Here is a 14246-nt window from a genome sequence, read left to right as displayed (position 1 = left end):
CCATGTTCAGCCGGAAAGCGTCAGCAGAAGATATCTCTCTGGATATGCCGTTGGAATTGGAAGAGGGGCCGCCGCCGGTCGCTTATTCCAGGGTCCTGCGGATCCTGTCCATTGGGGCGGCTGCCTTTTTGGCGTGGGCTGTCATTGGCCAGGTACGGGAAGTTGCCAATGCGACAGGTGAGATCGTTCCAGCGGGCAAAGTCCAAACAGTCGGGCACCTGGAGGGCGGGATTGTCGCAGAAGTCCTCGTTCAGGAAGGTGAACTTGTCGAAAAAGGCGAACCTCTTATCCGGTTGCAGCAGACAGCGACATCCAGCGATCTTGAGAAGGTCAATACACGCTTGCAATTTTTAGCACGTGAAGAACTGCGTTTGTCCCGTGGCGGGGCAGAAAGTCTGAGTGGCAGTAAGCTTGATTTCAGCGAAGCTCAGCAGGCTGCATTTGTTGCCCGCCAACGCGCCTTTGAGCAGGAACAACAGGCTCTTAAAGCGCGGATCAGCGAGAAGCAGGCCGAACTTGTGAGTGTTGTTGACCGGACTGCGCTTCAACGGACCCAGGTTGAAATCGAACAGGAAAAATTCAGCATTCAGGAATCCCTGTTCAAGCAGGGGTACACGTCAAAACGCCGGTTTCTGGATGCGAAATCTTCACTGCAGGAAGCACAAAGCGAGCTGGCAGAACTGGTTGGTTTTGAAGGACGGACCCGCGCCCAACTTGCAGAGGCCGAAGCAAGCCTGGCGCAGTCTGAAGCAAAGGCCGAAGAAGAGATGGCCGAAGAACGCAGTCAGATCGTCCAGGAACGCAACGAGCTGACTTTTGAGGCTGAAAAACAGCGTGACCGGTTTGACCGGTTGTTCGTCCGTGCGCCAATTAGCGGCCATGTCAAAGCGTTGTCTTTAAAAGGGCCGGGCAGCGTTCTCGCCCCCGGCGATGTTGTAGCAGAGATTGTGCCGACCGACAGCGATCTGGTCGCCGAGGTGAAGATCTCGCCGCGCGATATCGGTCATATTGAAGTGGGCGACGAAGCCGAAATCGCGATCACCACTTTTGATCCGAACATTCAGGGGACATTGACCGGTGCCGTCTCCTTGATTTCCGCCTCCAGTTTCCGGGACGAGAATGGCGACTATTATTTTAAAGCCCTGGTGCCGTTGACAACCAATCAGATCGGTGAGGGAAGCCGCGCCGAAACCATCTCGCCCGGCATGGTCGTGGACGCCAAAATCGTGACCGGTTCAAAGTCTGTGATGCAGTATCTGCTAAAGCCGGTGACCCGCGCGATCGGCGACCCGCTCAGCGAACGTTGATTTCTTGGAGCCAAAACTGTCTGAAACCATACGCGCATCATAGTGCAGCCCGTTCATATGTGCACCGAATCGGCCGCCTAATCTTTCTAGTAATCTGCTGCTTTATTAAACGCTCGATATCTGTAAGTCATCGAGGTCCGATAACTAATTAGGCCATTCTACGCGCTCTTATCGCGCGCGATATTATCGTGGGAATTGCTCTAAACACCTGCAGGTACGGAAATAGTTTGACCAACTTTCTGCTGTAAAACGGCACGCGCCTTACCAGTCAGTTTTGAACAATAAAAAGCCCCACCTTTTGGAGGGGCTTTTCGTTAGTTCCCGCTGTCCGGTGACATCAGCTACCAGCGGATCTCTTCGACATCGGTGAAGTTGACTTGCGACGAGTCTGAGAAGTCGACAGCACCGGCCGCGTCATCCGACAAGTCGAGGCTTTGGTTTTCTGTGTCAGTCGCATCAACCGAGCCAGTGGAGATCGTTTCTGTCCAATCCGTGCCATAGTCGCCGACAGCGCCACCGGAATCACTGCCGCTCATTTCGATAACGTCAGTCCAGCCACCGCCGGTGCCGCCGGAAATGGTGTCATTGCCATCGCCCAGACCATGCATGAAAAGATCAGAACCGTCGCCGCCTAAAAGCGTATCGTCGCCGGTGCCACCCGTAATGGTATCGTCACCCGACTGGCCTAAGATCAAATCGTTGCCCGTACCACCATCGATCGTGTCATTGCCGGCTTCACCGTAGATCCGGTCTGCCCCGGCACCACCATCAATCACATCAGCGCCGTCGCCGGTCCACAACGTGTCGTCACCAGCTCCGGCGTTGACAGTGTCGACCGCAGCATTCGTGCCTGTGTCAAAAACATCGTTGCCGTCGCCGAGGTTGAAGGTCATATCGGTGTCGCCGCCATAGACCTTGTCATCAAAGTCCGTGGTGGTGACTTCTTCGAGGTTTGAATAGCTGTCGCCAGCTGCATCTCCAGAAAAGCCACCGGCGGAGGTGTTCGTGTATTCGCCATCAATACCGGACGAATCTGTGTCCTGCATCGCCAGATGGACCGCTTCCGTGGAGTTGGAGTAGTCAATATGGTCTGTGCCGGCGCCACCGTCGATCGCATCGACGCCTGCGCCGCCGATGAAGGTGTCGTCACCATCACCGCCGGTCAGCGTGTTGGTGCCGTCTCCGCCGGTCAAAGTGTCGTTACCGTCACCGCCATCCAGTGTGTCATCACCAATGGAGCCGACGAGCGTGTCATTGCCCTCACCGCCAATCAGCGTATCGCCTTCAGTCGTGACATAATCCGTGTCCAGACGGTTTGCATAAAGGCTGTAATCACCCAAGACAGTATCAAGCGAAATGCCCTGAATAGGTCCGCTGGTGAGAAGGGTGGCGTCGTCATTGGAGGCGTACTCCGGCGCCAAATAAACGTCACCATTGTCCAACTGGACAACCACGGCTGTAAATGTGCCGGTTGTCCCGTCTGTAAAGGTAACAGTTGCGTCATACCCTTGAACTGAATCTAGCCCATAATCAGAACCACCAATCGTGAAGGTTTCTGCAGAAGAGCTGGGAGCCTCATCATCGTCAAGCTCATCATCGTCATCGTCCGATGCGCTGTTGTCGTCGTCCTGAAGAATGGAATCGCCATTGGTGTTGTTTGCTGTGGCATCAACGATTTGCGTATACAAGGGTTCGTCGGAGGTGCCATAGGAGCCCAGAAGATCTGCAGAGTTTTCCGATGAGCTGTTGGATTCATCTGGGTCGATGTCCGTCATGTTCCCCAGTTTTATCAGCGAATAGCTGTTGCTGACTTCGCCGCTGGCGCCAATGGTTTCATAATCGTCATCGGCTGCATAAAGTGCATCGTCACCGGCGCCGCCATCCAGCGTGTCGCTGCCGTCAAAGCCATACATGATGTCGGTCAGACCGGTGCCGGTCAGCGTATCAGCGTCATCTGTACCCAGATAAATCCCGACATCTTCGGAGTAGGAATTGCCGCCAGAATCTGTGACCTGAACCGTCACGGTGTCGTTGTAGGCAGTCGATGCGTCGTGGTCGCTGACAAGAGTGATTTCGCCGGAGCTTGAATCAATCGCGAATTTGCCGTCAGCTGTGTCTGTTAGAGAATAGGTGAAGGTGTCACCGGCATCGGCATCCGCGACAGTGGCCACTTCAGCAACGACACTGCCGGCGCTGATCGTGCCATTTTCGATCCTCAGATTTTCATTGCCGGTAAAGGTCATGTCAGTCGGCGTCTCATCAGCCGTATCGGACACATTGACAGTGAAATTCTGCGTGGACGTGGATCCATCCGAGCTGGTCGCGGTCACTTCAATGGTGTGACTTGTCGCGGTCTCGTAGTCGAGATCGCCCGCAACCGTCACGACACCAGTATCAGCATCAATCGCGAATTTACCGCCAGCATCATCAGACAGATTGTAGGTCACATCGTCACTGACATCGCTGTCTTCTGCTTGCGCTGTAATGCCGACTTCGGTGCCGATTGCGGCATCTTCGGCAACAGTATTCGCGGCGGCATCGGCATCGGTTGTGGCGCCGACAGACGCTTCGTTGACATCGTTCACGCCGACCGAAAAGGTTTCCTGAGATGTCGATCCGTCTGTTGATGTGGCCGTTACCGTAATGTCGATGGAACCTTCGGTTTCAGCGTCAAAGCTCGCGCCTTCTGCAACGGTTACAGTCCCATCTGCTGCGACTTCAAACCGGTTGTCGTCGATAGAATAGGAAACCTCGTCGGTACTGTCGCTGTCTGTGGCAATCGCTGTCACGCCGACGGTTGTACCGGCTGCTGCGTCTTCATCAACACTGTTGGCCGAAGCATCCGCGTCGGTAACGGCAGAAACTGCCTCTTCATTGACGTCGGAGACGTCGACCGTGAAGGTTTCTTGGCTCGTTGAGCCGTCGGTCGAAGTGGCCGTTACAGTGAAGTCGATGGAACCTTCGGTTTCGGCGTCAAACGTCGCACCGGACGCGACCGTCACAGTCCCATCGGCCGCGACCTCGAAGCGATTGTCGTCGACGGTATAGCTAACTGTATCGTCGGCATCGGTATCTTCTGCGAAGGCGGTGACACCGACGGTTGCTCCGGCTGAAGCGTCTTCCGCGATCGTGTTTGCCGTCGCATCGGTGTCGGTGACGGCACCAACATCGAATTCGTCGACATCGGAGACAGCAACCGTAAACGTTTCCTGTGACGTGGTGCCATCGGTGGAGGTTGAAGTCACGGTGATGTCGATGGAGCCTTCGGTTTCCGCGTCAAAGGCAGCTCCGGCGGCGACCCGAACCGTGCCGTCCGCATCGACGGTAAAGCGGCCATCATCGACGGAATAGGAGACTGTGTCTGTGGCATCGTCATCAGTGGCGGATGCTGTGATGCCCACAGCTGTGCCTTCAGACGCATCCTCTGCAATCGTATTGTCAGACGCATCTGTATCGGCCGTTGCGGAGACGTCAGATTCGTTCACATCGGAAACAGCGACGGTGAAGGTCTCCTGCGATGTCGTGCCATCGGTTGATGTCGAGGTCACGGTGATATCGATGGAGCCTTCGGTTTCCGCGTCAAAGGCCGCGCCTGCTGCCACGCGCACCGTGCCGTCCGCATCGACAGTAAAGCGGCCATCATCGACAGCGTAGGAAACGGTGTCAGTCACATCATCGTCTGTGGCCGATGCTGTGATGCCAACGGCGGTGCCTTCAGAAGCGTCCTCGGCAATCGTATTATCCGAAGCGTCTGTATCGGTCGTGGCCGAGACATCGCTTTCGTTCACATCCGAGACGGCGACGGTGAAGGTCTCCTGCGATGTCGTGCCATCGGTCGAGGTCGACGTCACGGTGATGTCGATGGAGCCTTCAGTTTCGGCGTCAAACGCTGCACCAGAGGCAACGCGAACTGTGCCGTCCGCATCGACAGTAAAGCGGCCATCATCGACAGCGTAGGAAACGGTGTCAGTCACATCATCGTCTGTGGCCGATGCTGTGATGCCAACGGCGGTGCCTTCAGAAGCGTCCTCGGCAATCGTATTATCCGAAGCGTCTGTATCGGTCGTGGCCGAGACATCGCTTTCGTTCACATCCGAGACGGCGACGGTGAAGGTCTCCTGCGATGTCGTGCCATCGGTCGAGGTCGACGTCACGGTGATGTCGATGGAGCCTTCAGTTTCGGCGTCAAACGCTGCACCAGAGGCAACGCGAACTGTGCCGTCCGCATCGACAGTAAAGCGGCCATCATCGACAGCGTAGGAAACGGTGTCAGTCACATCATCGTCTGTGGCCGATGCTGTGATGCCAACGGCGGTGCCTTCAGAAGCGTCCTCGGCAATTGTGTTGTCGGAGGTGTCTGTGTCAGTCGTGGCCGAGATATCGCTCTCGTTCACATCAGAGACGGCGACGGTGAAGGTTTCCTGCGATGTCGTGCCATCGGTGGAGGTCGAGGTGACGGTGATGTCGATGGAGCCTTCGGTTTCCGCGTCAAAGGCCGCGCCTGCTGCCACGCGCACCGTGCCGTCCGCATCGACAGTAAAGCGGCCATCATCGACAGCGTAGGAAACGGTGTCAGTCACATCATCGTCTGTGGCCGATGCTGTGATGCCAACGGCGGTGCCTTCAGAAGCGTCCTCGGCAATCGTATTATCCGAAGCGTCTGTATCGGTCGTGGCCGAGACATCGCTTTCGTTCACATCCGAGACGGCGACGGTGAAGGTCTCCTGCGATGTCGTGCCATCGGTCGAGGTCGACGTCACGGTGATGTCGATGGAGCCTTCAGTTTCGGCGTCAAACGCTGCACCAGAGGCAACACGAACTGTGCCGTCCGCATCGACAGTAAAGCGGCCATCATCGACAGCGTAGGAAACGGTGTCAGTCACATCATCGTCTGTGGCCGATGCTGTGATGCCAACGGCGGTGCCTTCAGAAGCGTCCTCGGCAATCGTATTATCCGAAGCGTCTGTATCGGTCGTGGCCGAGACATCGCTTTCGTTCACATCCGAGACGGCGACGGTGAAGGTCTCCTGCGATGTCGTGCCATCGGTCGAGGTCGACGTCACGGTGATGTCGATGGAGCCTTCAGTTTCGGCGTCAAACGCTGCACCAGAGGCAACGCGAACTGTGCCGTCCGCATCGACAGTAAAGCGGCCATCATCGACAGCGTAGGAAACGGTGTCAGTCACATCATCGTCTGTGGCCGATGCTGTGATGCCAACGGCGGTGCCTTCGCTGACATCTTCGGCAATGGTGTTGTCAGAGGCGTCTGTGTCGGTCGTGGCGGAGACATCGCTCTCGTTCACATCCGAGACAGCAACCGTAAACGTTTCTTGGGAGGTCGTGCCATCGGTTGATGTCGAGGTCACGGTGATATCGATGGAGCCTTCGGTTTCCGCGTCAAACGCTGCACCAGAGGCAACGCGGACCGTGCCGTCCGCATCGACGGTAAAGCGGCCATCATCGACGGAATAGGAGACTGTGTCTGTGGCATCGTCATCAGTGGCGGATGCTGTGATGCCAACAGCGGTGCCTTCGCTCGCATCTTCCGCGATGGTGTTGTCGGAGGCGTCTGTGTCGGTCGTTGCCGAGACATCGCTCTCATTGACGTCAGAAACGGCAACGGTGAAGGTTTCCTGGGACGTGGTGCCATCGGTTGATGTCGAGGTCACGGTGATGTCGATGGAACCTTCGGTTTCCGCGTCAAACGCTGCACCAGAGGCAACGCGGACCGTGCCGTCCGCATCGACGGTAAAGCGGCCATCGTCGACCGAATAGGAGACGGTGTCTGTGGCATCGTCATCGGTCGCGCTGGCGGTAATACCAACCGCGGTGCCTTCAGAAGCGTCCTCGGCAATTGTGTTGTCGGAGGTGTCTGTGTCGGTCGTTGCCGAGATATCGCTCTCGTTCACATCAGAGACGGCGACGGTGAAGGTTTCCTGCGATGTCGTGCCATCGGTGGAGGTCGAGGTGACGGTGATGTCGATGGAGCCTTCGGTTTCCGCGTCAAAGGCCGCGCCTGCTGCCACGCGCACCGTGCCGTCCGCATCGACCGTAAAGCGGCCGTCGTCAACAGCGTAGGAAACGGTGTCAGTCACATCATCGTCTGTGGCCGATGCTGTGATGCCAACGGCGGTGCCTTCAGAAGCGTCCTCGGCAATTGTGTTGTCGGAGGTGTCTGTGTCAGTCGTGGCCGAGACGTCGCTCTCGTTCACATCAGAGACGGCGACGGTGAAGGTTTCCTGCGATGTCGTGCCATCGGTGGAGGTCGAGGTGACGGTGATGTCGATGGAGCCTTCGGTTTCCGCGTCAAAGGCCGCGCCTGCTGCCACGCGCACCGTGCCGTCCGCATCGACAGTAAAGCGGCCATCATCGACAGCGTAGGAAACGGTGTCAGTCACATCATCGTCTGTGGCCGATGCTGTGATGCCAACGGCGGTGCCTTCAGAAGCGTCCTCGGCAATCGTATTATCCGAAGCGTCTGTATCGGTCGTGGCCGAGACATCGCTTTCGTTCACATCCGAGACGGCGACGGTGAAGGTCTCCTGCGATGTCGTGCCATCGGTCGAGGTCGACGTCACGGTGATGTCGATGGAGCCTTCAGTTTCGGCGTCAAACGCTGCACCAGAGGCAACACGAACTGTGCCATCCGCATCGACCGTAAAGCGGCCATCATCGACAGCGTAGGAAACGGTGTCAGTCACATCATCGTCTGTGGCCGATGCTGTGATGCCAACGGCGGTGCCTTCAGAAGCGTCCTCGGCAATCGTATTATCCGAAGCGTCTGTATCGGTCGTGGCCGAGACATCGCTTTCGTTCACATCCGAGACGGCGACGGTGAAGGTCTCCTGCGATGTCGTGCCATCGGTCGAGGTCGACGTCACGGTGATGTCGATGGAGCCTTCAGTTTCGGCGTCAAACGCTGCACCAGAGGCAACGCGAACTGTGCCGTCCGCATCGACAGTAAAGCGGCCATCATCGACAGCGTAGGAAACGGTGTCAGTCACATCGTCATCGGTCGCGCTAGCGGTGATGCCGACTGCTGTGCCTTCAGAAGCATCTTCGGCAATGGTGTTGTCAGCAGCGTCTGTATCAGTTGTGGCCGAGATATCGCTCTCGTTCACATCCGAGACAGCAACGGTGAAGGTTTCCTGTGACGTGGTGCCATCGGTGGAGGTTGAAGTCACGGTGATGTCGATGGAGCCTTCGGTTTCCGCGTCAAAGGCAGCTCCGGCGGCGACCCGAACCGTGCCGTCCGCATCGACGGTAAAGCGGCCATCATCGACGGAATAGGAGACTGTGTCTGTGGCATCGTCATCAGTGGCGGATGCTGTGATGCCCACAGCTGTGCCTTCAGACGCATCCTCTGCAATCGTATTGTCAGACGCATCTGTATCGGCCGTTGCGGAGACGTCAGATTCGTTCACATCGGAAACAGCGACGGTGAAGGTCTCCTGCGATGTCGTGCCATCGGTGGAGGTCGAGGTCACGGTGATATCGATGGAGCCTTCGGTTTCCGCGTCAAAGGCCGCGCCGGCCGCCACGCGCACCGTGCCGTCCGCATCGACAGTAAAGCGGCCATCATCGACAGCGTAGGAAACGGTGTCAGTCACATCATCGTCTGTGGCCGATGCTGTGATGCCAACGGCGGTGCCTTCAGAAGCGTCCTCGGCAATCGTATTATCCGAAGCGTCTGTATCGGTCGTGGCCGAGACATCGCTTTCGTTCACATCCGAGACGGCGACGGTGAAGGTCTCCTGCGATGTCGTGCCATCGGTCGAGGTCGACGTCACGGTGATGTCGATGGAACCTTCGGTTTCCGCGTCAAAGGCAGCGCCTGCTGCCACGCGAACCGTGCCGTCCGCATCGACGGTGAACCGGCCATCGTCAACGGCGTAGCTCACTGTATCAGTAGCATCGTCATCGGTTGCGCTGGCGGTGATGCCAACCGTGGTGCCTTCGCTGGCATCTTCGGCAATTGTGTTGTCGGAGGCGTCTGTGTCAGTCGTGGCCGAGACGTCGCTCTCGTTGACGTCGGAGACGGCCACCGTGAAGGTCTCCTGCGACGTGGTGCCATCGGTGGAGGTGGACGTCACGGTGATGTCTATAGAACCTTCGGTTTCCGCGTCAAAGGCCGCGCCGGCCGCCACGCGGACCGTACCATCCGCATCGACAGTGAAGCGGCCATCGTCAACGGCGTAGCTCACTGTATCAGTAGCATCGTCATCGGTTGCGCTGGCGGTGATGCCAACCGTGGTGCCTTCGCTGGCATCTTCGGCAATTGTGTTGTCGGAGGCGTCTGTGTCAGTCGTGGCCGAGACGTCGCTCTCGTTGACGTCGGAGACGGCCACCGTGAAGGTCTCCTGCGATGTCGTGCCATCGGTTGATGTCGAGGTCACGGTGATGTCGATGGAGCCTTCGGTTTCCGCGTCAAACGCTGCACCAGAGGCAACGCGGACCGTGCCGTCCGCATCGACGGTAAAGCGGCCATCGTCAACAGAATAAGAGACGGTGTCGGTGACATCGTCGTCTGTGGCAGAGGCGGTGATGCCAACGGCCGTGCCTTCGCTCGCATCTTCGGCGACGGTGTTGTCAGCGGCGTCCGTATCGGTGGTCGCAGAGACGCCAGACTCGTTGACGTCAGCTACCTGAATAGTAAAGGTCTCGTTGGACGTCGACCCATCAGTGGATGTGGAAGTGACAGTAACATCGATAGAAGATTCGGTCTCTGCATCAAAGGCAGCACCGGCCGCCACGCGGACCGTTCCGTCGGCATCGACAGTGAAGCGGCCGTCATCGACTGCATAGGAGACGGTGTCAGTCACATCGTCATCGGTCGCGCTAGCGGTGATGCCGACTGCTGTGCCTTCAGAAGCATCTTCGGCAATGGTGTTGTCAGCAGCGTCTGTATCAGTTGTGGCCGAGATATCGCTCTCGTTCACATCCGAGACAGCAACGGTGAAGGTTTCCTGGGACGTGGTGCCATCGGTGGAGGTGGACGTCACCGTGATATCGATGGAACCTTCAGTTTCCGCGTCAAAGGCCGCGCCTGCTGCCACGCGGACCGTGCCGTCCGCATCGACAATGAAGCGGCCGTCATCGACTGCATAGGAGACGGTGTCGGTGACATCGTCGTCTGTGGCGCTAGCGGTGATGCCGACTGCTGTGCCTTCAGAAGCATCTTCGGCAATGGTGTTGTCAGCAGCGTCTGTATCAGTTGTGGCCGAGATATCGCTCTCGTTCACATCCGAGACGGCAACCGTAAACGTCTCGCTCGAGGTCGTGCCATCGGTGGAGGTCGAGGTGACGGTGATGTCGATGGAGCCTTCGGTCTCCGCGTCAAAGGCCGCGCCGGCCGCCACGCGCACCGTACCATCCGCATCGACGGTGAAGCGGCCATCGTCGACCGAATAGGAGACGGTGTCTGTGGCATCGTCATCGGTCGCGCTGGCGGTAATACCAACCGCGGTGCCTTCAGAAGCGTCCTCGGCAATTGTGTTGTCCGAGGCATCTGTATCAGTCGTGGCAGAGACATCAGCTTCGTTTACATCCGAGACAGAGACCGTAAACGTTTCCTGGGACGTGGTGCCATCGGTGGAGGTCGAGGTGACCGTGATGTCGATGGAACCTTCGGTTTCCGCGTCAAAGGCAGCGCCTGCTGCCACGCGAACCGTGCCGTCCGCATCGACGGTGAACCGGCCATCGTCAACGGCGTAGCTCACTGTATCAGTAGCATCGTCATCGGTTGCGCTGGCGGTGATGCCAACCGTGGTGCCTTCGCTGGCATCTTCGGCAATTGTGTTGTCGGAGGCGTCTGTGTCAGTCGTGGCCGAGACGTCGCTCTCGTTGACGTCGGAGACGGCCACCGTGAAGGTCTCCTGCGACGTGGTGCCATCGGTGGAGGTGGACGTCACGGTGATGTCTATAGAACCTTCGGTTTCCGCGTCAAAGGCCGCGCCGGCCGCCACGCGCACCGTACCATCCGCATCGACAGTGAAGCGGCCATCATCGACGGAATAGGAGACTGTGTCAGTAGCATCGTCATCGGTTGCGCTGGCGGTGATGCCAACGGCGGTGCCTTCAGAAGCATCTTCGGCAAGGGTGTTGTCAGCAGCATCCGTATCGGTCGTGGCCGAGACGTCGCTTTCGTTCACATCGGAAACCGCAACGGTGAAGGTTTCCTGGGACGTGGTGCCGTCGGTGGACGTCGAGGTCACGGTGATATCGATGGAGCCTTCAGTTTCGGCGTCAAACGCTGCACCAGAGGCAACACGAACTGTGCCATCCGCATCGACCGTAAAGCGGCCATCGTCGACCGAATAGGAGACGGTGTCTGTGGCATCGTCATCGGTCGCGCTGGCGGTGATGCCAACGGCGGTGCCTTCAGAAGCGTCCTCGGCAATTGTGTTGTCGGAGGCGTCTGTGTCAGTCGTGGCCGAGACATCGCTTTCGTTCACATCGGAAACAGCAACGGTGAAGGTTTCCTGTGACGTGGTGCCATCGGTGGACGTCGAGGTCACGGTGATATCGATGGAGCCTTCGGTCTCCGCGTCAAAGGCCGCGCCAGCTGCCACGCGGACCGTACCATCCGCATCGACAGTGAAGCGGCCATCATCGACGGAATAGGAGACGGTGTCAGTCACATCATCGTCTGTGGCAGAGGCAGTGATGCCGACTGCTGTGCCTTCAGAAGCATCTTCGGCAATCGTATTGTCGGACGCATCCGTATCGGTCGTCGCGGAAACGTCGCTCTCGTTCACATCGGAAACAGCAACGGTGAAGGTTTCCTGGGACGTCGTGCCGTCGGTGGAGGTCGAGGTGACGGTGATATCGATGGAGCCTTCGGTCTCTGCATCAAAGGCAGCACCGGCCGCCACGCGGACCGTTCCGTCGGCATCGACAGTGAAGCGGCCGTCATCGACTGCATAGGAGACGGTGTCAGTCACATCGTCATCGGTCGCGCTAGCGGTGATGCCCACAGCTGTGCCTTCAGACGCATCCTCTGCAATCGTATTGTCAGACGCATCTGTATCGGTCGTTGCGGAGACGTCAGATTCGTTCACATCGGTTACGTCGATAGTAAAGGTCTGATTGGACGTTGACCCATCTGTCGAGGTGGACGTTACAGTAACGTCAATGGAAGATTCGGTTTCCGCATCGAAGCTTGCACCGTCTGCGACTGTCACCGTGCCGTCGGCTGCAACTTCAAACCGTCCGTCATCGACAGAGTAAGACACCGTGTCGGTGGCATCGTTATCTGTGGCGGTTACTTTTATGCCGACGGTTGTTCCCGCACCAGCATCTTCCGCGATGGTGTTGGCCGACGCATCCAGATCTGTCGTTGCAGAAACACCAAATTCATTTTCATCCGACACTTTGACGGAGAACGTTTTGCTCGACGTAGAACCATCGCTGGAGGTTGCGGTGATTGAGAGACTGATCGCGCCTTCGGTTTCAGCATCAAAACTCGCGCCTTCAGCAACTCGAACCGTGCCATCTGCGTCAATGGTGAAGCGGGGATCGTCAACGCTATAAGATACTGTAGCTGATACATCCTCATCGCTCGCAAAAGCAGTGATGCCGACAATGTCACCGGCTTCCGCGAATTCCGAAATCTGATTGACGGATCCATCAACATCCGTCACCGCACCGACGTCAAATTCATCGACATCCGCTATGGTCAGCGTGAAGGTCTGTGACGATGTCGAGCCATCCGTTGATGTTGCCGTGACGGTCAGGGACACAGAAGGCTCGGTATCAGCATCAAAGCTGGCTCCGTCCTTGATCGTGACAACACCATTCTCGTCGATTTCGAAACGGGAATCGCTAACAGAGTAGGTCACGCTGTCCGATGCATCGTTGTCCGAGGCTTCGACGGTTATACCGGTATAGGTTCCGCCTTCAGCATCTTCCAAAAAACCGTCGACAGCGCCATCGGTGTCAGCGACATCAGTGATGCCAAATTCGTTGACGTCCTGAAGAACAATCGTGAAGGTTTGGGTTTCAGTGGCGCCATCGGAAGCCGTGACCAATACTTCGATCGTGTGGCTGCCGGCTGTTTCCGCGTCGAGTTCACCTGCAACGGAAACAATTCCTGTCACCGGATCGATGGTGAATAAACCGCCGGCGTCATCAATCAGGCTGTAGGTGACCGATGCGCCATCGGCAACATCAGCAAACGCTTGAATCCCGGTTGCATCGCCGATGCCAGCGTCTTCTCCGACAGAATTGACGGCTGTGTCAGCATCAACCACATCTTGCAGTTCCGAAGCGACTGGGCCAGCTGCGGCGTCACTCTCAGCGTCCGGCAGCGCGGCAGAGGCGGCCGGGAAAGCAGAAGCACCGCCATCGGATCCGGCATCTGTGTTTTGAGCAGGATCAGACCCGCTTTCAGACACAAGCCGGCTCCGGCTCGTTGTGCCGCCTTGGGTCGTCTGATCCTGGCCGCCGCCTGAAGAAGGTGACGGACCAGACCCGGCAAATGACGAGTTTTCATCGACTGTGAACGACTGACCGCCCGACTGGCCTGCATCAACACCAAAGGCTTCCGAAGCGGCAGCGCTTGCAAGCGGATCGACAACCGCTTGTCCGCTTACATCGGAAGTCCCATCCTTAACGAAGGCTGTGTAATCCTTGGCGTCATCATCAGTGCCCAGATGCAGATTAGCGTTGACCTGTTCCATGGTCTCGCCGAGGTCCTGCTCAAGATGATAGTCATGTGCCTTGTCGAGTTTCGGATCACGTGTGTCCAGAAAACCGGAATTCAGGTAATTGTCTGACGACAAAGTTGTTTGGCTTTCTCCCCCAGAGGAAGAATTATCTTTTTGAGCCGGTTTCCGGGTTTCTGCTTCGGTAGCCATTGCGAACGCGCTTTTCACACAATTGTCGATACTGACAAGCAATACGTTCAGCGTTAATAAAGCGGAAAAATATACCCGTAAG

Annotated in this window: 2 protein-coding genes; one reads left to right on the top strand and one right to left on the bottom strand. The window is 57.4% G+C overall.

Features of this window, described 5'->3' with window-relative positions; genetic code table 11:
- The first annotated feature begins 2 nt into the window (after positions 1-2).
- Positions 3-1307 carry an HlyD family type I secretion periplasmic adaptor subunit gene (locus FJ695_RS18695; RefSeq protein ID WP_141186852.1) on the top strand — a complete coding sequence of 435 codons (1305 nt, stop codon included), beginning with the start codon at positions 3-5 and terminating at the stop codon, positions 1305-1307.
- Between the two features lie 341 nt (positions 1308-1648).
- On the opposite strand, the gene FJ695_RS18690 is transcribed toward FJ695_RS18695, so the two are convergent.
- Complete coding sequence (locus FJ695_RS18690; RefSeq protein ID WP_141186851.1) at positions 1649-14164, bottom strand: cadherin domain-containing protein; 12516 nt, start codon at positions 14162-14164, stop codon at positions 1649-1651.
- Between the last annotated feature and the right edge of the window lie 82 nt (positions 14165-14246).

Origin of the sequence: Labrenzia sp. PHM005 (assembly GCF_006517275.1) — a bacterium.
Taxonomy (GTDB): Bacteria; Pseudomonadota; Alphaproteobacteria; order Rhizobiales; family Stappiaceae; genus Roseibium.
The sequence above is the reverse complement of the archived record's forward strand: the minus strand, read 5'-3'. Positions and strand labels throughout refer to the sequence as shown.